Below are 21,156 nucleotides of genomic sequence, written 5' to 3'. Positions count from 1 at the left end.
ATCTCCCTGCCGCCGTAGCGGCGCATTTCAAGTATTTTGCTACGTACTCAAAATGTTTTTGACGTTCCGATTCGTCAATGAGAGGCTTTGACTTAAATCAATACCAACTTTTTTGCGAAAAATTGCGCGATAATTCCGCAGGTTTACGGCTGAATGCTAAAACATGCGGCTCATTTTTGCTTTGTAGTCGCACCAGTTCCCGCAGCATGGGCGCCGCGCGCTCAGCCCTCGGCTTCCAGCAGCTTCCGCAGCAGCTCCAGGAAAAGCGCGCGTTCGATTTCGGTCAGCGGCGCCAGCAGCTCGTCTCCGGCGCGGACGCTGATCGGCACATGCTCCGCGGCACAGTCCCGCCCTGCCCCGGTCAGCGTCAGCACCGTGGTGCGCTGGTCCTCCGGGTCCCGGCTCTTGGCGATCAGCCCGTCCTTCTCCAGCTTGCGCACGACGACCGTGGTGGTGGAGGGATCCATGCTGGTCATGCGGCCGAGGCGGCTTTGCGCCATGGCCCCCTCGCGCAGCAGCGTGACGAGGGCGACGAACTGCGTGACCGAAAGGTTCGGGGCCTTCACGTTCTGGGTAAAGAGCTGTGCGCCGCGCTGGTGGACCCGCCGGACCAGCTGGGCGGGGTGCAGCCTTGCATCATATTCGGCGACCCGCCGGTCGAACTCGTCCTGATCCGCGGCCATGCCGTCCTCCGTCACTTGCATGCCCTTGCGGGCCGCAAGACGATAGCAGCGCCGCCGCGGGCCATCCAGCCCAGCAGCAGCGGCCCGGCCCCTTCGAATTGAAGCCCGTGGCGGCAACGTTCTTCTTGCTCTCCAGTGGCACGGATCGATTGCGGCGTCAGGATATCCGCCGCGCTTCAGGCTCCTCCCCGGAGACAATCTTATCGCCGGACTTCTTCCGCTTCCCCAATCTCAGCCCAAGTGCCCGACAGGCAAAAGACCTCGTGAATATCTTCAAGGTGATGGGGAAGTGCTCCACGCCCTTTCCGGCGCGGAGCTTCCAGCTGGTCATCAAACCGGCAACACCAGCGCGTTGGGGACGAGCAGGGTATCGTAGATGGCAATGCGGGAGCTCAGCAGCAGCCCGCCATCCGGCTGCGGCCGGAACCGGTCGATCATGCGTCCCGCCTGGTGCAGCCGCCCCTCGGGGAGCTCGGCCAGCGTCTCGATCAGCATGTAGTTGACCGTGGCGCAGACCGTTCCGTCCGGCTCGATCCCGGTCACGCGGGTATTGGACAGGTAGTGGCGCAGGTAGCGCGGCCCGAACATCGAGGTCCTAGCGATCGCCAGCGCCCGGTCGCGCAGCATGCCGCGCCCCTCGCAATAGACCAGCCCGACCGGCCGGCCGTGATCGAAGTTCTCGCGGCTGGTAATGTTGTAGAACGCGTCCTCGGTGAAGAAGTCCGGCCAGTCCATCAGGTCGCCGTCATCGAGCACTGCGCAGTAATCCGCGTTGAACTCTTCCACCGCGGCACAGGCCGCGCGCCTTGCCGTGCGGCTGTCTTCGGCCAAGGCCACCGTTTCGTCCGCCATGCTGCTCACAGTCCCATCTCCTGCCGCCAGTGCCTGTACATCGCCCTGATCGCCGCCTCGGAAATCAGGGTGGTCGAAGTCCCAGCGGGCACTTCCGGGTCAAGCGCCACCAGATGCTCGCCCCCGGTGGAGTTCAGCATGCCATCCTGCACGAACTTGATCGCCTCGTTGTCCTCGAGCCCGAGGAAGCCCGCCGGCCCCATCAGGTTGCCTTGGCGCAGCCGGTGGCGGGTCATTTCCTCGTCATCGTCCTCATAGCCGAACATCGTCCAGACCATGGTAAACTCGTTCGGCCCGTTCGGCACGATTTGGCGCACGCCGAGCGTGTTCATCTCGCGCTGCACGATCAGCCCGGGCCAGACCACCTGCATGGTCACCGACCAGGGGCTGTCGAATTCCTCGAAGAAGGTCATCAGCCGTGGGTCTTCCAGCACCATCCCGTCGCGATATGCGCGCATCTCAGCCTTGTTCTCGGCCGACACCGTGGCGCCGTCGCTTTTCGCCGAGGCCATGGTCGAATGGCGTCCCCTCGGGTCGACGATCATCGCCGACTTGTTGCCCGCGACCAGCAGCCCGAACGTGACGAGGAAGGTATGCAGCAGCGTCGCGTGATAGGGATCCTTGAGGTTCTCGGGATAGAGCTTCCAGTTGCCCATCAGCGTGTGGCGGTAATGGCCGAGCACCTTCAGCTTGCGCCCCGAGAAGACCGTGTCGAAATCGGTCAGCATCTCCTCGCCCATATAGTCCTCGAAGCACTCCACCTCTTCCGAGAAGGAAGCGAAGACCGCGCCGTTGCGCTGGGTCACCTTCAGCTTGCGCACGCCATGGTTCTCGGGGTTGAAATCCGGCCCCATGCCGCCCTCGCCATTGACGCCGCGGCGGAACGGGACGCCGGCGAGGTTGCCTTTCAGGTCATAGCTCCACTGGTGATAGGGGCAGACGAATTCCTCGGCATTGCCGCGCAGCTCGCGGCAGAACTCGGCGGCGCGGTGCGAGCAGCGGTTCTCGAAGACATTTATGCCGCCCTCGTGGTCGCGCACCATCACCACCGGGGTCGGGCCGACATTGGTGCGGATATAGTCGCCCGCTTCCGGCACTTCGGCGGCGAGACCCACATAGTTCCAGGTCGGGCCGTGGAAAATCCGCTCGATCTCCCGGTCGTAGATCTCCCGGCTGGTGTAGACCCAGTCCGGCACGCGGTCGAGACCGGAGGCCGGCCAGGTGAACCGCTTCTCGATGGGCAGCATTTTCATGTCGTCGTCCTCGATCAGGGAAAGCTCGATATCGGGATCGCCGAGCCGCGCCGGGTCGACCGGCTGTCCGGAGGCGATCAGGCGGCGGCCGAGGCGCAGGAGCGCGGGGTCGCCGAATTCGATGACGGCAGCCACGCGGCCGGCGGCATCGAGGCAGAAGAAGGCGGGCGCCTCGCCGTCGCGGTGCACCGTGGCCAGATCCGGCCCCGGAGTACCGGCGATCTGCAGCGTGCCGCCGAAGAGGTCGGACCAGAACCAGGGCGTCTCGGCTGCCTCCAGCGGCAGGCCCAGCAGGCGCGACGGCGACGGAGCCGCGCGCCATGTGGCAGTACTGGGTCTGCCAGCCGCGATCGTGCCGGATCACCACGCCGTTGCCGCATTCGCGCCCGGCGATCTCCCCGAGCGGCGGCGCGCCGGGCGTGTTCAGGAGCTGGTCGGGCATCCCGTCCCGGATGGCGATGACCGTGCCGGGGGCGGCTGCGCGGATTTCAGGGGGGGCGCGGTCCAGAACGGCCTCGGTGGCAAGCCGGATGTCGGTGCCCTTGTGGCCGTCATAGCTCAGCGGTCCGCAGGCGAAATCGCGGGCCTCCGGACCGGGATCGCGGTCTACGTAGTTCTGGATGTGGCAGCTGTCGCCGGGCGTGCAATCCACCGGCCATCCAAGCTGAAACGCCCCCGCACCGGCAGGTGCGAGGGCGAGGATCAGGAGGGCTGCGCTGCCCCGCAGCGGATCAATCCGCGGTGAGCAGCGGCGGCTTGTTGCCCGAGAGCCGCGGGTTCTGCGGCGGGATGCTTTCCAGCTCGATCTTGTCGTCCTTGACGGCGACGCGGACCGTGCCGCCCTTGGCGAGCTTGCCGAACAGGAGCTCCTCGGCCAGCGGCTTCTTGATGTGCTCCTGGATGACGCGGCCGAGCGGGCGGGCGCCCATCCGGTCGTCATAGCCCTTGTCGGCCAGCCATGCGGCCGCCTCGGGGGTGAGCTCGATGGTGACGCCGCGGTCCATCAGCTGGGCTTCCAGCTGCAGGACGAACTTGTCCACCACCTGCAGGATGACTTCGCGCGGCAGCGGGCCGAAGCTGATGACGGCATCGAGGCGGTTGCGGAATTCGGGCGTGAAGGTCCGCTCGATCGCGGCCGTGTCCTCGCCCTCGCGGCGGTCGCGGCCGAAGCCGATCGCCGATTTCGCCTGTTCCGCGGCGCCCGCATTCGAGGTCATGATCAGCACGACGTTGCGGAAATCCACCTGGCGGCCGTTATGGTCGGTCAGCTTGCCGTGATCCATCACCTGCAGCAGGATGTTGTAGACATCCGGATGCGCCTTCTCGATCTCGTCGAGCAGCAGCACGCAATGCGGGTGCTGGTCGACGCCGTCGGTCAGCATGCCGCCCTGGTCGAAGCCGACATAGCCCGGAGGCGCGCCGATCAGGCGGGACACCGCGTGCTTCTCCATGTATTCCGACATGTCGAAGCGCAGCAGTTCCACGCCCAGAGTATCGGCGAGCTGCTTGGCGACCTCGGTCTTGCCGACGCCGGTCGGGCCCGCGAAGAGGTAGTTGCCGATCGGCTTTTCGGGCTCGCGCAGGCCGGCCCGGGCCAGCTTGATCGCCGAGGCGAGGGCCTCGATCGCGCTGTCCTGGCCGAAGACGACGCGCTTCAGCGTGCCTTCGAGATCCTTCAGCACCTCCGCATCGTCCTTGGAGACGTTCTTCGGCGGGATGCGGGCGATCTTGGCGACGACGGCCTCGATCTCCTTGGCGCCGATGGTCTTGCGGCGGCGGCTTTCGGCGACCAGATGCTGCGCGGCACCGGCCTCGTCGATCACGTCGATCGCCTTGTCGGGCAGCTTGCGGTCGTTGATGTAGCGCGCCGAGAGCTCGACCGCGGTCTTGATCGCGTCGGCGGTGTACTTGATGTCGTGATGCTCCTCGAAATAGGGCTTCAGGCCCTTGAGGATCTTCACGGCGTCATCCACCGACGGCTCGTTGACGTCGATCTTCTGGAACCGGCGGGAGAGCGCGCGGTCCTTCTCGAAATGCTGGCGGAACTCCTTGTAGGTGGTGGAGCCCATGCAGCGCAGCTTGCCGCCCTGCAGCGCGGGCTTCAGCAGGTTCGAGGCATCCATCGCCCCGCCCGAGGTCGCGCCGGCGCCGATCACCGTGTGGATCTCGTCGATGAAGAGGATTGCGTCGGGATGCGCCTCCAGCTCGGTGACGACGGCCTTCAGGCGTTCCTCGAAATCGCCGCGGTAGCGGGTGCCGGCCAGCAGCGCGCCCATGTCGAGCGAATAGATCGTCGCCGAGGCGAGGACTTCGGGGGTCTCGCCGTTGACGATCTTGCGCGCCAGGCCCTCGGCGATGGCGGTCTTGCCGACACCGGGGTCGCCCACCAGGAGCGGGTTGTTCTTGCGCCGGCGGCACAGCACCTGGATGCAGCGCTCCACCTCGGAATCGCGGCCGATCAGCGGATCGACATCGCCCTTGCGCGACTTGGCGTTGAGATCGACGCAATATTTTGCCAAGGCCGATTCCTTGTTCTCGGCGGTTTCCTGGGTCGTCTGGGCTTCTTCCTCGTAGTCGTTCGCGCCGGAAACCGGGCGGGATTCGCCGAAGGACGGATCCTTGGCGACGCCATGGGCGATGAAGTTCACCGCGTCATAGCGGGTCATGTCCTGGTCCTGCAGGAAATAGGCGGCGTTGGATTCGCGCTCCGCGAAGATCGCCACCAGGACGTTGGCGCCGGTCACTTCGGTGCGGCCCGAGGACTGCACGTGGATCGCGGCGCGCTGGATCACGCGCTGGAAGGCCGCTGTCGGCACGGCTTCGGAGCCCTCGACATCCGTCTCCAGCGTCGAGAGTTCCTCGTCGATGAATTCGATCAGGGTCTTTCGCAGTGCCTCGAGATCCACCCCGCAGGCCTGCATGACCTTGGCCGCGTTCGGTTCGTCGATGAGCGCGAGGAGCAGGTGCTCCAGCGTGGCCAGTTCATGACGGCGGCTGTTTGCCTGGGCAAGAGCCGCGTGGATTGCCTGTTCGAGGGTAGTCGAGAATGAAGGCACGCTCCGTGCTCCTTATAGTAAGGGTCGGACGGGACCGGGGGCCCCAGCCGAACGGTGACCTCGTATGTTTAAAGTTCGGTTTTCTTCGCTCCGCTTCAAGTGGCAATTTCGTCTAATTCCGCCTTGGCACGGAGGAGGCATTCCGCATACGTCATCACTGATTAATTAAGTGCCGTTTGGCGCATTTCTAGTCAAAAGGAGTCCTTTCTCCGCCGGATTTCGCCGAAAACCGCCGCGTCGGGGGCCTCCGCCATGTCCAGGGCAGCCTTCAGGGACAGCAGGTCTGCCCTCAGGAAAGGGTTGGTTTCTTGCTCCAAGGTTAACGCAACGGGCACCGTGGGGGTGCCTGCTTCACGTTTCGAGGCGATGTCGGCCGCACGTTCGGCCAGCGCCGCGTTCTCCGGGTCGATGGTCAGCGCGAAGCGGGCATTCGACTGGCTGTACTCGTGCCCAGAGCAGATCATCGTGGCGCCTGGCAGGCTGCGCAGGCGGCAGAGGCTGTTCCACATCATCTCCGCGTCGCCCTCGAAGAGCCGTCCGCAGCCCAGCCCCATCAGGCTGTCGCCGGTGAAGGCCATCTCCGCGCCGGGAATGTGGAAGGCGATGTGCCCGACCGTGTGGCCGGAGACGTCGATCACCTCGACCGTCTCGCCGCCGAAGGCGAAGCTGTCGCCGGGCTCGACCGCGGTGTCGAGCTGCGGCAGCCGGTGGTCGTCGGCCCGCGCTCCGGTCACCCGCGCGCCGGTGGCCTTGCGCAGCGCGTCGACGCCGCCGATATGGTCGTGATGGTGATGGGTGATCCAGATGTCGCTGAGCGTCCAGCCGCGCTCCTCCAGGGCGGCCTCGACCGGGCCGGTCTCGGGCACGTCGACCACGGCGGTGGCGCCGGTCGCCGGGTCATGGACGAGATAGGCGTAATTGTCGCTGAGGCAGGGAACGGTGACGAGGGTCAGGGGCATGGAAAGGCTCACGGATGTCGCTATGGTATGCCGAGGGTCACCGATCTGAGGACTAGGCGCAATGCACCTTGATGTGCTCGACCTGCGGAATTTCTACTACCGGACGAGCCTGGGCCGCGCCGCCCAGAAGGCGATCCGCGGCCAGGTGCAGCGGCTCTGGCCCGAGGCCAAGGGCCAGACGGTGGCCGGCTTCGGCTTCGCCGTGCCGCTCCTGCGCCCCTACCTTGCCGATGCGCGGCGGGTGGTCGGGCTGATGCCCTCGGCGCAGGGGGTGATGCCCTGGCCCGCGGGGATGCCGAATGTCTCGGTGCTCTGCGAGGAGACCGCCTGGCCGGTCTCGACCGGGGCGGTCGACAAGCTGGTGGTGATGCACGGGCTCGAGACCACCGAGACGCCGGCCGCGCTGCTCGAGGAATGCCACCGGGTGCTGGGGCCGGGGGGCAGGGTGCTCTTCATCGTGCCGAACCGCGCCGGGCTCTGGGCGCGCTCGGACCAGACGCCCTTCGGCTTCGGGCGACCCTACAGCCTCGGCCAGCTCGAGGCGCAGCTGAAACCCTTCGGCTTCGTCCCTGAGGCGCATACCGTGACCCTGTTCCAGCCGCCCTCGCACCGCCGCTTCTGGCTGCGCACGGGGGCGATGTGGAACCAGGTCGGGCGCAGCCTGTCGAACCGCTATGCCGGCGGGGTGCTGATGCTCGAAGCCTCCAAGCGGGTCTTCGCGCCGCGCGGCAGGCCGGTGCGCGGCGAGCTGCGCCGCCCGCTGCAGATCCTCGATGCCCTGCCGAAGCCGGTCGCCGGTCCGCTGCCGAACCGGCGCAGTGATTCCCGGACCCAGGGGAAGGGGGCGGCGCCGGCCTTCACGCATCAACCGCGGCATCATATCTGAACGCTTGACGCTGCGGCGAGCGCTAACACGGCGGCGTGATAGCTTAACCTTTTGGTTTCCTTTGCCTGTCCATAGGGTCGCACCCAGCGCTAAGCTTCTGAATTAGCGTAATTTCGCGGATCCATGTCTCATTTTTGATTGGTTGCTTGGCGACGCCGGCTTTGATACTTCCCCCATAATTTTGGCGGCCCCGACTGCGGGAGGGGCCTCAGACCGCCCCATGTCCTGCCAAAGGGACCGGGGCCATCATGCGGAAGGGTGGACGTGTCCGAACCAGCAGCGATCTCCTCTGGCATTGCCGAGCGCTATGCCACGGCCGTGTTTGACCTGGCCAAGGAAGCCGGCCAGATACCGAACCTCGAATCCGATGTGGACGCGCTCGCGGCGGCGCTGGAGGACAGCGCCGAGCTCTCGGCGATGGTGTTCTCGCCCGTCTACAGCCGGTCCGAGCAGGGCAATGCCATCATGGCGGTCGCCCGCCAGATGGACCTGTCGCCGATGCTCGTGAACACGCTCGGCCTGATGGCCTCCAAGCGCCGCCTGTTCGTGCTGCCGCAGTTCATCGCGCAGCTGCAGGCGATGATCGCCGAAGAGAAGGGCGAGGTCACCGCAGAGGTGGTCAGCGCCACCGAGCTCAGCGCCGAGCAGATCGATGAGCTGGCCTTCGCCATCCACGAGAAGATCGGCAAAATCGTCAAAGTGAACATGACCGTCGATCAGTCCCTGATCGGTGGTCTCATCGTCAAGGTGGGCTCGAAGATGATCGACACGTCGGTCAAGTCGAAGCTTGCACACCTCCAGAACGCAATGAAAGAGGTCGGATAATGGGAATCCAGGCGGCAGAAATTTCTGCGATCCTCAAGGAGCAGATCCAGAACTTCGGGCAGGAAGCGCAAGTTGCCGAGGTCGGCCGCGTGCTGTCCGTCGGCGACGGCATCGCCCGCGTCTACGGCCTCGACAACATCCAGGCCGGCGAGATGGTCGAGTTCCCGGGCGGCATCAAGGGCATGGCGCTGAACCTCGAAGCCGACAACGTCGGCGTCGTGATCTTCGGCTCCGACCAGGACATCAAGGAAGGCGACACCGTCAAGCGGACCCGCGAGATCGTGGACGTTCCCGCCGGTGACGCGCTGCTGGGCCGCGTGGTCGACGCGCTCGGCAACCCGCTGGACGGCAAGGGCCCGATCGAGGCCGCCGAAAAGCGCATCGCCGACGTCAAGGCGCCGGGCATCATCCCGCGGAAATCGGTGCACGAGCCGATGGCGACCGGCCTGAAGGCCGTTGACGCGATGATCCCGATCGGCCGCGGCCAGCGCGAGCTGATCATCGGCGACCGCCAGACCGGCAAGACCGCCGTGGCGCTCGACGCGATCCTGAACCAGAAGTCCTACAACGAAGCGGCCGGCGACGACGAGTCGAAGAAGCTCTACTGCGTCTACGTCGCCGTGGGCCAGAAGCGCTCCACCGTTGCCCAGCTGGTGAAGAAGCTCGAGGAAACCGGCGCGATCGAATACTCGATCGTCGTTGCCGCAACCGCGTCCGACCCGGCGCCGATGCAGTTCCTCGCGCCCTACGCCGCGACCGCGATGGCGGAGTACTTCCGCGACAACGGCCGCCACGCGCTGATCATCTACGATGACCTCTCCAAGCAGGCCGTCGCCTACCGCCAGATGTCGCTGCTGCTGCGCCGTCCGCCGGGCCGCGAAGCCTATCCGGGCGACGTCTTCTACCTGCACTCCCGCCTGCTGGAGCGCTCCGCGAAGCTCAACGAAGAGTTCGGCGCAGGCTCGCTGACCGCGCTGCCGATCATCGAGACCCAGGGCGGCGACGTTTCGGCGTTCATCCCGACCAACGTGATCTCGATCACCGACGGCCAGATCTTCCTCGAAACCGAACTGTTCTACCAGGGCATCCGCCCGGCCGTGAACACCGGCCTGTCGGTGTCGCGCGTCGGCTCCTCGGCCCAGACCAAGGCGATGTCCTCGGTTGCCGGCCCGGTCAAGCTGTCGCTCGCCCAGTACCGCGAGATGGCCGCCTTCGCCCAGTTCGGCTCCGACCTCGACGCCGCCACGCAGCGCCTGCTGAACCGCGGTGCGCGTCTGACCGAGCTGATGAAGCAGCCGCAATACGCGCCGCTGACCAACGCGGAAATCGTCTGCGTGATCTTCGCGGGCACCAACGGCTACCTGGACAGCGTGCCGGTCGGCGATGTGGGCCGCTACGAAGCGGGCCTGCTGGCCTTCCTGCGCAACCAGAAATCCGAGCTGCTCGAGGACATCACCAAGAACGACCGCAAGGTGAAGGACGAGCTGGCGGACAAGATCAAGGCGGCTCTCGACGAATACGCTGCGACTTTCTCCTAAGGGCTGGATGGGACAGGACCTATGCCAAGCCTCAAGGATCTGAAGAACAGGATCTCCTCGGTCAAATCGACCCGGAAGATCACGAAGGCCATGCAGATGGTGGCCGCGGCGAAGCTTCGCCGCGCCCAGGAGAGTGCCGAAGCGGCCCGCCCCTACACGGAGCGGTTCAACGCGGTGCTCGGCCAGCTGGCAGCATCGGTGGGCGGCGCGGACAACGCGCCGCTCCTGCTCAGGGGAACCGGCAAGGATGACGTGCAGCTGCTCGTCGTCATGACCTCCGAGCGCGGCCTCTGCGGCGGCTTCAACTCCTCGATCGTCAAGCTCGCAAGGACGCGGATCGAAGCGCTGAAGATCGCCGGCAAGACGGTGAAGATTCTCACCGTCGGCAAGAAGGGCCGCGAGCAGCTGCGCCGCGACTACGGTGACATGATGATCGGGCATATCGACATGTCCGAGGTGAAGAAGCTGGGCTACGGCAATGCCGCGGCCATCGCCAAGGACCTGCTCGGCCGCTTCGACGCGGGCGAGTTCGACGTGGCGACGATCTTCTACTCGGAGTTCAAGAGCGTCATCAGCCAGAAGCCGACCGCGCAGCAGATCATCCCCGCGAGCTACGACGCTCCCGAGGAGGGCGCCGTCTCGACGATCTACGACTACGAGCCCAGCGAAGAGGCCATCCTGGCCGACCTGCTGCCGCGCGGCGTCGCAACCCAGCTTTTCGCGGCTCTCCTGGAGAACGCGGCTTCGGAACAGGGCGCGCGGATGTCCGCGATGGACAACGCGACCCGGAACGCGGGCGACATGATCGACAAGCTGTCGATCGAGTACAACCGCACCCGCCAGGCCGTCATCACCAGCGAGCTGATCGAAATCATTTCGGGCGCCGAGGCGCTCTGACCGAACGAACCGGAGACACACAACAATGGCAATTGGCAAAGTCACCCAGGTCATCGGCGCCGTGGTCGACGTTCAGTTCGACGATCACCTGCCGGCGATCCTGAACGCGATCACCACCGAGAACCAGGGCAAGAAGCTGGTCCTCGAAGTGTCGCAGCACCTCGGCGAAGGCACCGTGCGCTGCATCGCCATGGACGCGACCGAAGGTCTGGTCCGCGGCCAGGCGGTCGAGGATACCGGCGCGCCCATCGCGGTTCCGGTCGGCCCGGCCACCCTGGGCCGCATCCTGAACGTCGTCGGCGAGCCGGTTGACGAGCAGGGCCCGGTCGAAGCGACCGAGACCCGCGCGATCCACCAGCCCGCACCGACCTTCGAGCAGCAGGCCACCACCTCCGAGGTGCTGGTCACCGGCATCAAGGTGATCGACCTGCTCGCGCCCTACGCGAAAGGCGGCAAGATCGGCCTGTTCGGCGGCGCAGGCGTCGGCAAGACCGTTCTGATCATGGAACTGATCAACAACATCGCGAAGGTGCACTCGGGCTACTCGGTGTTCGCCGGCGTGGGCGAGCGGACCCGCGAGGGCAACGACCTCTACCACGAGATGATCGAATCCAACGTCATCAAGCCGGACAACCTGTCCGACTCGCAGGTGGCGCTGGTCTACGGCCAGATGAACGAACCGCCGGGCGCCCGTGCCCGCGTCGCGCTGACCGGCCTGACCCTGGCCGAGCAGTTCCGCGATGCCTCCGGCACCGACGTCCTGTTCTTCGTCGACAACATCTTCCGCTTCACGCAGGCGGGCTCCGAGGTGTCGGCGCTTCTGGGCCGCATCCCCTCCGCTGTGGGCTACCAGCCGACGCTGGCAACCGACATGGGCGCGATGCAGGAACGCATCACCTCGACCAAGAACGGCTCGATCACCTCGATCCAGGCCGTCTACGTTCCGGCGGACGACCTTACCGACCCGGCACCGGCAACGACCTTCGCGCACCTCGACGCAACCACCGTTCTGTCGCGCGCGATCTCCGAGCTCGGCATCTACCCGGCCGTGGACCCGCTCGACTCCTCGTCGCGCCTCCTCGACCCGGCGGTGATCGGCGAAGAGCACTACCAGGTTGCCCGTGACGTGCAGGGGATCCTCCAGCGCTACAAGTCGCTGCAGGACATCATCGCGATCCTCGGCATGGACGAACTGTCGGAAGAGGACAAGCTGACCGTGGCGCGCGCCCGGAAGATCCAGCGCTTCCTCTCCCAGCCCTTCGACGTTGCGAAGGTCTTCACCGGTTCGGACGGCGTCCAGGTTGCCCTGGAAGACACCATCAAGTCGTTCAAGGCCGTGGTTGCGGGCGAGTACGACCATCTTCCGGAATCGGCCTTCTACATGGTCGGCGGCATCGAAGAGGTCATCGCCAAGGCCGAGAAGCTGGCCGCGGAAGCGGCGTAAGGACCGGATAGATGGCAAACACCATGCAATTCGACCTGGTCTCGCCTGAGCGGAGCCTCGCTTCGCTCAAGGTGACCGCGGTCCAGTTGCCGGGATCTGAGGGCGAGCTCACGGCAATGCCGGGGCACTGGCCGATGATCACGACACTGAAGCCGGGGATCCTGACCGTCACGGCCGACGGCGAGGTGCTGGAATTCGCGGTGACCGGCGGTTTCGCCGACATCTCCGCGGAAGGCGCCACCGTTCTGGCCGAGCAGGCCTTCGAGAAAGGCCCCGAGGGCCGCGCCGCCGTCGAGGCGGAGCTGGCCCAGGCCCGCGCCGCCGCAGAGGCAGCCAAGGGTCCGGAGCGCGACACGGCGACCGAACTGGTCTACGATTTCGTGCACCTGCTCGAGAACATGCAGTAAGCGCCGCCGAGGCCGCGCTGCACGAAGCCCCGCCACCGGCGGGGCTTTTTCTTTGCGCACAGGGCAGGGAACGGACGGCCGGACATGAAAAAACCGGCGCGGAGAAGACCGGGCCGGGGCGCAGGGCAGCGATGCGGTGAGGGGAAAGGAGCGGGATGTCCCGAAGTAATCCGGCTGCCTTTACAGAATCGTGACGAAGTCCGGCTAATCGTCGGACAAGGCATTTTCCGATAGGAACAGCTCCGGTCCCCGAGGGACCGGAGCTTTTTTCCGGCTCAGTGCTGGCCGTAGAGGCCTTCGTAGATCGGGCCCAGCGTCTTGACGTCGATCAGCGAGGAAATCGAGGTGCCGTTCCAGGTGTTCAGGATTGCCTGGGCAAAGAGCGGTGCGGTCGGCACGATGCGGATGTTGGGCGTGTTGAGCACCGCCTGGGTCGGCTCGATCGAGTCGGTGATGACGAGGCTCTTCAGCTTGGAATTGGTCACGCGCTCCACTGCCGGGCCGGAGAGGACGCCGTGCGAGGTGTAAGCGTGGACTTCGCGCGCCCCGGCTTCCAGAAGCACCTCTGCGGCCTTGCAGAGCGTCCCGGCGGTGTCGCACATGTCGTCCACGATGATGCAGATCTGGTCCTGCACGTCACCGATGACGGTCATCTCGGCGACTTCGCCGGCCTTTTCGCGGCGCTTGTCGACGATCGACAGCGGCGCGCCGATGCGGGTGGCCAATTCGCGGGCGCGGGCCACGCCGCCCACGTCCGGCGACACCACAGTGATGCCGTCGATGTCGTCCTTGAAGTTCTCCATGATGTCGAGCGCGAACAGCGGCGCGGCATAGAGGTTGTCCACCGGGATGTCGAAGAAGCCCTGGATCTGCGCGGCATGCAGGTCCATTGTCACGATCCGCGACACGCCGGCCTCGGTCAGCATGTTGGCGACCAGCTTGGCCGAGATCGGGGTCCGCGACTTGGTGCGGCGGTCCTGGCGGGCATAGCCGAAATAGGGGATCACGGCGGTGATGCGCGCGGCGGAGGAGCGGCGCAGCGCATCGGCGATGATCAGGAGCTCCATCAGGTTGTCATTGGCCGGACGCGAGGTCGGCTGCAGGATGTAGACATCCTCGCCGCGGACGTTCTCGAAGACCTCGACGAAGATCTCGCCGTCGTTGAAGCGTTCGACGCGGGCATCCACCAGCTCGACATTCATGCCGCGGTGCATGGACATGCGGCGGGCGACGGCATTGGCGAGGCGCTTGTTGGCGTTGCCTGCGATGATCTTCGGTTCGTTGCTGGTCGGCATGGGAGGGTCCTTGGCAGTCGGGACAGTTCGGATTCGCAATTCGAGCGTCAGTTATCACCCGGTCCGGCAAAGGCAAAGCGCCCTGGGGCGGCCGGACGGGATTGCAACACCCCTTGGCGCAGATCTACCGCGTCAGAAGAGCGCGAGGAAGCCATCCGTCGCGGCGGGGTCGGCGCTCCAGTCGCAGACCAGCCGGGCGGCTAGCAGGTCGTCGGGGCCGCCGCCGTCGAGGGCGCCGTCCATGTAGTATTGCGCGCCTGCCGCCTTCAGCCTCCGGTGGAGGCTGCGCGGCCAGCGGGCGAAGAGGATGTTGGCCTCGCGCGGGAACAGGATCTCGGCCTTGCCGGTGGCCAGCAGCCCGGCCTCGAGCTGCCGGGCGGCGTCGTTGGCAGCGGCGGCGGTCTCCAGCCACAGCCCGTCCTCGAGCGTGGCGGCGATCTGCGCAGCGAGGTAGCGGTGCTTGGAGAAGAGATGCGCGCCGCGCTTGCGGCGGAAGGCGAAATCGCGGGCGAGGGCGGGGTCGAAGAACACCGCCGCCTCCGCGCCCATCAGCCCGTTCTTGGTGCCGCCGAAGCTCAGCGCGTCGACAGCCAGGCCGCGCCGAACGGGCTGAGCGCGACACTGCGCCGGGTGCGGAGGAAAAGCGGCGAGGCGATCTCGACAGCCGCGGTTTCCGGAGCGTCGGAGCCGTGGACGGAGTTTTCGCCGATCGACAGGGCGAATTCGGCGCGCACGGTGCCGGCTTCGGCTTCTGCCGGGTTGGTTGCGCCCATCACTTCGCGGTTCTTCGCGACGGCGCCTTCGCCTTCCAGCACCTGCACGACCACCGGCTCGGACGCCATGAATTCGCACAGTTCGTCGTAGAACGGACGCTCTTTGTGCACCGCGTAAAAGACGCCGGCCTGGGCTTTGGACAGGTGGATGCGCTTCTGGGCGACGATGCGCAGGCCTGCTTCCTCGAACTTGGCGTTGATCTTGCCGGTCAGGTTGCGGCGGGTTGCGTCGGGCTTGATGATCGACAGGGTGCGCTCGGTGGCCATATCATAGTCCTCATGAAGTAGGTGCCGTTCCGACCATCCCGGAGGAGCGGGCGGAGNCAGCGTCAGCCGGAGGTTGNCCCCGGCCAATCTGNGCGTTGCCGCTACCATGCTGCTTGCGGCTTGAAAAGCTCAGATTGACGTTCACCCGGCAATGCGTCACCAGAGCGCCATGCTGAAAATCGAGCACATCTCCTATTCCGTCGAAGGCCGCCCGCTGATCGAGGACGCCTCCGCCACCATTCCCACCGGCCACAAGGTCGGCCTCGTCGGCCGCAACGGCACCGGCAAGACCACGCTGTTCCGGCTGATCCGGGGCGAGCTGACGCTGGAAGGCGGCGCCATCACCCTGCCCTCGCGCTCGCGCATCGGCGGCGTGGCGCAGGAGGTCCCGGCCTCGGCGACCTCGCTTCTGGACACCGTGCTGGCCGCCGATACCGAGCGCGCCGCGCTGATGGCCGAGGCCGAGACCGCGACCGATCCGGCGCGGATCGCCGAGGTGCAGACCCGGCTCGCCGATATCGACGCCTGGTCGGCCGAGGGCCGCGCCAGCTCGATCCTCAAGGGCCTCGGCTTCGACGACGNAACAGCAGCGCATGCCCTGCTCGGACTTCTCCGGCGGCTGGCGGATGCGCGTGGCGCTGGCGGGGGTGCTCTTTGCCCAGCCCGACCTGCTGCTGCTCGACGAACCGACCAACTATCTCGACCTCGAGGGCGCGCTCTGGCTGGAAAGCTACCTGGCCAAGTACCCGCATACCGTCATCATCATTTCGCATGACCGCGGGCTCCTGAACCGCGCGGTGGGCGGCATCCTGCATCTGGAGAACCGCCAGCTGACCTATTGGCAGGGCAATTACGACAGCTTCGCCCGCCAGCGCGCCGCCGCGCGCGCGGTGCAGGCGGCAGAGGCCAAGAAGCAGGAAGCGCGCCGCGCGCATCTTCAGGCCTTTGTCGACCGCTTCAAGGCCAAGGCCTCGAAGGCCAAGCAGGCGCAGAGCCGGGTGAAGCTCCTGGAGAAGATGGAGACGATCTCTACCCCCGAAGAGGCGAAATCGCGNCGTCTTCTCCTTCCCGCAGCCCGACGAGCTGAGCCCGCCGATCATCAATATCGAGGGCGGCGCGGTCGGCTATGACGGGCGCGCGGTGCTCTCGAAGCNTGAACCTGCGGATCGACCAGGACGACCGGATCGCGCTCCTCGGCAAGAACGGCCAGGGCAAGTCGACCCTGTCGAAAATGCTGGCCGGGCGGCTCGAGCCGATGGCGGGCAAGATGGCGAAGTCCTCGAAGCTCAGGATCGGCTATTTCGCCCAGCACCAGCTCGACGAGCTGGTGCCCGAGGAAACCCCGCTGCAGCACCTGCAGCGCGAGCGTCCGGGCGAGATGCCCGGCAAGCTCAGGGCGCGGCTGGCGGGCTTCGGTCTGATGGCCGAGCAGGCCGAGACCGAGGTGCGCCGCCTCTCGGGCGGGCAGAAGGCGCGCCTGTCGCTGCTGCTGGCCACGCTCGACGCGCCGCACATGCTGATCCTCGACGAACCGACCAACCACCTCGACATGGAGAGCCGCGAGGCGCTGGTCGAGGCGCTGGCGGGCTTCTCGGGCGCGGTGATCCTGGTCAGCCACGACATGCACCTGCTCAGCCTCGTCGCCGACCGGCTGTGGCTGGTGAAGGACGGGGCGGTCGCGCCCTACGAAGAGGATCTCGAGGCCTACCGCGCCTTCGTGCTGNACCGCGGACGCGCCCGCCAAGCCGCCTGCCGAGAAGCCGAAGGCCCCCAAGCGCGCCTCGCGCGACGAATTGCTGGCGCTGCGCTCGGAGGTCCGCAAATGCGAGGCCCGGGTGGAGAAGCTGACCGAGATGCAGGACAAGCTGGCGACTTCTTCTCGGGTCTCGAGCTGGTCGGCTGAACCGCCGCCTGATCCCGACGGGATGACAGTCAGGGCCGCGCCTTCCCGGGCGCGGCCTTTGCTTTTGCGGGCGTCTCCTGCCAGGCTGGCGCGGCAGGAGGGGCGGCCATGGACCGGACGGTGATTCACGCGGCCGAGGGGCTGGTCGAGATCAGCTGCCGACCCGATCTCGCGGCCGTCTGCCTGCAGTGGTTCAGCGAATATGACGAAGGCACGCGGGTCCGCGCTGCCGCTCCCGCGGCGCTCGGCTGGAGGCAGGCCCAATGGGGTGCGCAACTGGCTGGCCGATGTTTCGGGCTCGCCGCGGGCGCTGTCGGAGGCCGATTGCGCCTGGGTGAGCGGCCCGGAGTTCCGCGCCGCCGTCCTTGCGTCGCCGCTGCGGAAATTCGTGCTGCTGCCGCCCTTGCCGGAGACCGGGCAGGACACCGCCTGGATGGCCGGGTGGGAGGCGGGCACGCTGCCGAAATTCGGCGGCCGCGTCGAGGCCCGGGTCTGCGGCTCGCTTGCCGAGGCCGAGGCGTTCTTCCGGAGCTGACGGCGGTTCAGCCGCGCTTCGGGATCACGCCGATTTCGTCGAGGATGCGGTCGAGCGCGCGCAGCGCCCCGCGGTCATTGGCGGCGGTGCCCGCCTTGATCCGGTCGAAGCGCTTGCGCAGGGCGTCCTTCTCGGCGCCCTTGCAGTCGTTCCAGGGGCGGCCCTGCAGCGCCATCTCGATCACGTAGAAGGAAATGAAATGCGGCCGCGCGCCATTGGCGAGGAGACGGGCATAGGCCGCGTCGGTGCCGATCTCGCGCAGCTCCTCGGCAGAGCCGATGCCTGCGGCGGCGAAGGCGCTTTCCATGGCGGGGCCAAGGTTGCGCAGCTCGGAAATCGGTGTCGGCATCTGTTCCCCGTCTGTTCCCGCGGGCACAATGCCGGGAATGCGGAGGCGGGGCAAGCCGCATCAGAGGCCGCGCTTCTCCTTGTAGAGCGACCAGGCTTCCTTGATCAGGATGCTCATGACGGTCAGCAGGAGCTTGCGCTCGATCTCGGCGCGGTTGGCGATGACATAGGCCTTGAACTCGTCGAAGGACGAAATTTCGGCCAGGCTGGTATTCTGGTCGACATGGTCGGCGATGAGGGACGAACTCATTTTTCCTGCGGTCTCCCTGTTGCGTGGCAGGTCAACGGCGGAAGGCGGCCCTGGTTCCCTTCGGGCAACCGGCCCGCGCCGGACAGGCGGCGCGGGGTGCAGGCCGGGCGGGTCGGGTCAGATGGCCGCCCAGTCGAAGAAAATCTGCTTGCGGCTGCCGGTCTTGCGCGGATCGGCGGCGGTCTGCTTGGTTTCCGGGACGACGGTCTTCTGGCTTTTCTCGGTCGGCATGGCTGGTTCCTCCATTGGGTTGCAGGGCCGTTATGGCGCTGCTTCGGGGAGGCAACGTGACAGGAATGCGGCGGTTCCGGGGCAGGTCCGTAGAGTTGTGCCGGTTCCGTTTACCGATGGGTCATTTCCGGTGCCGGAGGCGGCCGCGGCATGCGCGGCCATCCCCTTGGCACATCAGGCTTTCCGGGCCTGGAGCGCCTCGTAGTTGGCGCGGATCCGCTCATTGATGTAATCGGCGGCAGTGATCGCCGGATAGGTCTTCTTCGGCCCCTGCAGCACGGCATCGCGGTTGGCTTGGGCGAAGAACGGCATCGAATAGCGCGGGCCGAGATATTCCTCCGGCCGCGGCATCCGCACCCGGTGCGGATTCGACAGCAGCAGGTCGTCGGACCAGCGCATCAGCATGTCGCCGATATTGCAGGTGATCACCCCGGTGACCGGCTCGACCGAAGTCCATTCGCCGGTCTCGGCCTCCGATCCAGGCGCGACCTGCAGCCCTCCCTGGCCGGTCTTCTGGTGCAGGAGCGTCAGGCAGTCGAAATCGGTATGGGCACTGGCGCGCCAGCCCTTGAAGTCCTCGGGCTTCGCCTCGGTCATCGGCAGGTAGTGGATCAGCCGGAGCGTCGACTGGTATTCCGGGCTCTCGGGGTCATGCGCGCCCTCGAAGAAGCCGGGCGCGAAGCCGAGCTTCGGCGCGAAACAGTCGAGCACCTTCATCGCGACCTCCCAGTTGGCGCGCTCGAAGGCCAGCATCTTGGCGCGGAAGCCGGGGATCGCCTCTTCGGCGGGCCAGAGACCGGCCATGCGCGGGCGGGTGATCTGGTAGCTTTCCTTCTGGTCCGGCGTGCCGGTCGAGGGGCGGACCTGGCTCTTGAATTCCCAGCCCGCATTGGTGCCGGGCCGCAGCGGCAGCGCCGCCTTCTGCGCCTCGGGCAGGGCGAAGAACGCCTCGCAGAGCGCGAAGGCCTCCTCGATCTGCGCCATCGGGATGCCGTGGCCGGTGATCTGGAACAGGCCGAGCCCGGTGGCGGCCTGCCAGAGCGCCTCGGCGATCTCGTCCTTGCGGCTGTCGTAATCGCCGAGGTCGATCAGCGCGACCTCGCGCGCCTTTTCCGAGCCTTCGCCGCCGATCCGGGCCTCGCGCCCGAGTTCCTGCATGCTGGTCATGTGTCGGTCGTCTCCGTAACGGAGCAATGACCCGGCCCCTGCGGGCGCCTGACTGCTTCTACTCCGGCATGTGCCAAGTCGCGATGTCGTGCCGGTCAAGCGGCGGCGTGCCGTGAAGGGAGGAGGTTGCGGTGCGCCGCCGCTTAGCCGACACCCCGAATATGCGCCTTCCTGCAGTGCAGCACCAGCGCCGGCCGCGGCTGCGGCGCCCGGCTTTTTCCGGCGCCGCGAAAATCGGCATCAAAACTTCGAATATGTTCAAAGATTGCACTGTTAACGTTCGTGAATGCCCCTGGCGACCAGATGCGCGGCACCGGAGCAGGGGTTAAGGCTTGGTAAAGGAAAGGTTTTTCTCCGAAGCAGTTCCCGGTGCTTCGCGGGGCAGTGCGTTGGCACGCTCCGGCATTTTCTTGCCGCGCGCGCCGGTTCCGGCGCGGAGACGGCGGAAATCCGTCCGCTGCTCCGGCTGCCCGGGAGGCGCGGCGGTGCGGCAAGGCGATGGCCCGGCGGCGGATCTGCCCGGAGCATTGACGGCTGCGCGACGGGGGCCTGCGGCGGCAGCGGGTCCGGGAGAGCGGCGGCCGCGCTCCCCCGGAATGGCCGGGTCAGGCGTCGAAGCGCCCGGTCTCGATGTTCTTCTCCAGCTTCGCTGCTGGGAAGATGCGGCCGTTCATGACGCCCCAGATGCCTTCGGGCAGGCATTGCGCCGCCACGATCGCGCCGCCGAGATTGAAGGCCGCGTCCGAGCGCCCGAGCGAATAGGGCCGCATCGCGCCGGTCAGCACCACGGTCTTGCCGGGGATCTTGCCTTCGAGATGGCGTGCGGTCGCGCCCATCGTGCCGGTGCCATGGGTGACGACCAGAGCGGTCTCCTCCGCGTCCCGGCAGGCATTCAGGATCAGCTCGCGCTCGAAATCGGTGAAATGCAGGCTGTCCATCTGCAGCAGCTCGGTCACCGCCGGATGGTGGCAGCGCGCGTTCTTCAGCAGATCCGGCACCTGCGAATGGCCGTCCTCGGGAAAGGCCAGCCCTTCGGTGCGGGTGTCATGGACCTTGTCGAAGGTCCCGCCGGTGAGAATGAGGCGAACGGGGGTCATAGGGTGCCGATCCTTGTCGTTAGAAGCGCATAGTACCCGTCGGCATCCGCATCCGGCATCACGCTGCCGGCCTTCCGCATCGCCGGCGGGCTGCTGCTGTTCCATCGCTTCGAGGAGCGGCATGCCGACAAGCGCGAAGAGCACGAGGATCGCAAGGCCGATGGCACAGGCGCGCGCGGCGATCTGCATCCGGTGGCGCTTGTCCATGCCCTGGGTCAGCGCGATGAAGATCGGCGCCAGCCCGACGGGGTCGATCATCACGAAGAGCGTGGTGAAGGCGGCGATGAAGGTGGCGGGATCCATGCGGTCAGCCCATTCCTGCGATGGCGGCCCCTGCCGGACCGGCGGGGACGTCGAATTGCCTGGCCCATGCGGCGGGCTCCGGGATGCCGAGCGCGCGCAAGGCGGCACGGGCGGTCCGGCAGTCTCGGGGGGCGGGCCCAGCTTCAATGCCCGCAAGGGATGCATCCTGCCGACCAGTCCGGGTCCT

The 21,156-nt window shown here is 66.6% G+C and carries 19 protein-coding genes and 1 pseudogene; 8 read left to right on the top strand and 12 right to left on the bottom strand.

Annotated elements, in window-relative coordinates; translation table 11 throughout:
• Positions 1 to 221: 221 nt before the first annotated feature.
• From C7T91_RS24955 to gloB, 5 genes are all read right to left on the bottom strand, one after another.
• Positions 222 to 683: a MarR family winged helix-turn-helix transcriptional regulator gene (locus tag C7T91_RS24955; RefSeq protein ID WP_161556097.1), complete on the bottom strand. Its 462-nt coding sequence runs from the start codon at positions 681 to 683 to the stop codon at positions 222 to 224.
• A gap of 330 nt (positions 684 to 1,013) precedes the next feature.
• Positions 1,014 to 1,535: an aromatic-ring-hydroxylating dioxygenase subunit beta gene (locus tag C7T91_RS24950; protein WP_108262248.1), complete on the bottom strand. Its 522-nt coding sequence runs from the start codon at positions 1,533 to 1,535 to the stop codon at positions 1,014 to 1,016.
• 5 nt (positions 1,536 to 1,540) lie between these two features.
• Positions 1,541 to 2,986: a Rieske 2Fe-2S domain-containing protein gene (locus C7T91_RS24945; RefSeq protein WP_236638504.1), complete on the bottom strand. Its 1,446-nt coding sequence runs from the start codon at positions 2,984 to 2,986 to the stop codon at positions 1,541 to 1,543.
• Positions 2,987 to 3,519: 533 nt separating this feature from the next.
• The gene (gene clpA / locus C7T91_RS24935; RefSeq protein ID WP_108262181.1) at positions 3,520 to 5,844 is read right to left on the bottom strand and encodes an ATP-dependent Clp protease ATP-binding subunit ClpA; all 2,325 of its coding nucleotides are present in this window, start codon (positions 5,842 to 5,844) and stop codon (positions 3,520 to 3,522) included.
• Between the two features lie 191 nt (positions 5,845 to 6,035).
• Positions 6,036 to 6,803 carry a hydroxyacylglutathione hydrolase gene (gloB, locus tag C7T91_RS24930; RefSeq protein ID WP_108262179.1) on the bottom strand — a complete coding sequence of 256 codons (768 nt, stop codon included), beginning with the start codon at positions 6,801 to 6,803 and terminating at the stop codon, positions 6,036 to 6,038.
• 61 nt (positions 6,804 to 6,864) lie between these two features.
• On the opposite strand from gloB, the gene C7T91_RS24925 reads away from it, so the two are divergent.
• From C7T91_RS24925 to atpC, 6 genes are all read left to right on the top strand, one after another.
• Positions 6,865 to 7,689 carry a class I SAM-dependent methyltransferase gene (locus tag C7T91_RS24925; RefSeq protein WP_108262177.1) on the top strand — a complete coding sequence of 275 codons (825 nt, stop codon included), beginning with the start codon at positions 6,865 to 6,867 and terminating at the stop codon, positions 7,687 to 7,689.
• 258 nt (positions 7,690 to 7,947) lie between these two features.
• On the top strand, positions 7,948 to 8,514 hold the full coding sequence (locus C7T91_RS24920) for a F0F1 ATP synthase subunit delta (RefSeq protein ID WP_108262175.1): 567 nt from the start codon (positions 7,948 to 7,950) through the stop codon (positions 8,512 to 8,514).
• Positions 8,514 to 10,052: a F0F1 ATP synthase subunit alpha gene (atpA, locus tag C7T91_RS24915; protein WP_108262173.1), complete on the top strand. Its 1,539-nt coding sequence runs from the start codon at positions 8,514 to 8,516 to the stop codon at positions 10,050 to 10,052. Before C7T91_RS24920 ends, atpA begins: the two co-directional genes overlap by 1 nt.
• Positions 10,053 to 10,073: 21 nt before the next feature.
• On the top strand, positions 10,074 to 10,949 hold the full coding sequence (locus C7T91_RS24910; protein ID WP_108262171.1) for a F0F1 ATP synthase subunit gamma: 876 nt from the start codon (positions 10,074 to 10,076) through the stop codon (positions 10,947 to 10,949).
• Positions 10,950 to 10,974: 25 nt separating this feature from the next.
• Entirely contained in the window at positions 10,975 to 12,393 is a 1,419-nt protein-coding gene (gene atpD / locus C7T91_RS24905; RefSeq protein WP_108262169.1) for a F0F1 ATP synthase subunit beta, read from the top strand.
• 11 nt (positions 12,394 to 12,404) lie between these two features.
• Positions 12,405 to 12,800 carry an ATP synthase F1 subunit epsilon gene (gene atpC, locus C7T91_RS24900; RefSeq protein ID WP_108262167.1) on the top strand — a complete coding sequence of 132 codons (396 nt, stop codon included), beginning with the start codon at positions 12,405 to 12,407 and terminating at the stop codon, positions 12,798 to 12,800.
• Positions 12,801 to 13,075: 275 nt separating this feature from the next.
• Here atpC and C7T91_RS24895 read toward each other — a convergent pair whose 3' ends face one another.
• The 3 genes from C7T91_RS24895 to ndk all read right to left on the bottom strand — a co-directional run bounded on the left by C7T91_RS24895 (position 13,076) and on the right by ndk (position 15,135).
• On the bottom strand, positions 13,076 to 14,095 hold the full coding sequence (locus tag C7T91_RS24895) for a ribose-phosphate pyrophosphokinase (protein WP_108262165.1): 1,020 nt from the start codon (positions 14,093 to 14,095) through the stop codon (positions 13,076 to 13,078).
• A gap of 132 nt (positions 14,096 to 14,227) precedes the next feature.
• Positions 14,228 to 14,644, bottom strand: a complete 417-nt coding sequence (locus C7T91_RS24890) for a hypothetical protein (protein WP_108262163.1) — start codon at positions 14,642 to 14,644, stop codon at positions 14,228 to 14,230.
• 26 nt (positions 14,645 to 14,670) lie between these two features.
• Positions 14,671 to 15,135: a nucleoside-diphosphate kinase gene (gene ndk / locus C7T91_RS24885; RefSeq protein WP_108262161.1), complete on the bottom strand. Its 465-nt coding sequence runs from the start codon at positions 15,133 to 15,135 to the stop codon at positions 14,671 to 14,673.
• Positions 15,136 to 15,304: 169 nt separating this feature from the next.
• Between ndk and C7T91_RS24880 the strand changes: the two are divergent.
• Together C7T91_RS24880 and C7T91_RS24875 are read left to right on the top strand one after the other, a co-directional pair.
• Positions 15,305 to 17,006: pseudogene (locus C7T91_RS24880) on the top strand (ABC-F family ATP-binding cassette domain-containing protein); the annotation flags it as partial.
• Positions 17,007 to 17,306: 300 nt separating this feature from the next.
• The gene (locus C7T91_RS24875; protein WP_108262159.1) at positions 17,307 to 17,573 is read left to right on the top strand and encodes a hypothetical protein; all 267 of its coding nucleotides are present in this window, start codon (positions 17,307 to 17,309) and stop codon (positions 17,571 to 17,573) included.
• A gap of 7 nt (positions 17,574 to 17,580) precedes the next feature.
• On the opposite strand, the gene C7T91_RS24870 is transcribed toward C7T91_RS24875, so the two are convergent.
• The 4 genes from C7T91_RS24870 to C7T91_RS36960 all read right to left on the bottom strand — a co-directional run bounded on the left by C7T91_RS24870 (position 17,581) and on the right by C7T91_RS36960 (position 20,969).
• Positions 17,581 to 17,922 (bottom strand): TfoX/Sxy family protein, encoded by a 342-nt coding sequence (locus C7T91_RS24870; RefSeq protein ID WP_108262157.1) that lies wholly within the window; start codon positions 17,920 to 17,922, stop codon positions 17,581 to 17,583.
• 60 nt (positions 17,923 to 17,982) lie between these two features.
• Positions 17,983 to 18,171, bottom strand: coding sequence for a hypothetical protein (locus C7T91_RS24865; RefSeq protein WP_108262155.1), 189 nt, complete (start codon positions 18,169 to 18,171; stop codon positions 17,983 to 17,985).
• 405 nt (positions 18,172 to 18,576) lie between these two features.
• The gene (locus tag C7T91_RS24860) at positions 18,577 to 19,569 is read right to left on the bottom strand and encodes an isopenicillin N synthase family dioxygenase (RefSeq protein WP_108262153.1); all 993 of its coding nucleotides are present in this window, start codon (positions 19,567 to 19,569) and stop codon (positions 18,577 to 18,579) included.
• A 605-nt stretch (positions 19,570 to 20,174) separates the two neighbouring features.
• The gene (locus tag C7T91_RS36960; RefSeq protein WP_161556096.1) at positions 20,175 to 20,969 is read right to left on the bottom strand and encodes a MarC family protein; all 795 of its coding nucleotides are present in this window, start codon (positions 20,967 to 20,969) and stop codon (positions 20,175 to 20,177) included.
• Positions 20,970 to 21,156 lie beyond the last annotated feature (187 nt).

The organism is Mangrovicoccus ximenensis (genome assembly GCF_003056725.1).
In the GTDB taxonomy this organism is placed as follows: Bacteria; Pseudomonadota; Alphaproteobacteria; order Rhodobacterales; family Rhodobacteraceae; genus Mangrovicoccus; species Mangrovicoccus ximenensis.
Note: the sequence above shows the minus strand (reverse complement) of the source record. Positions and strands in the feature narration are given on the sequence as shown.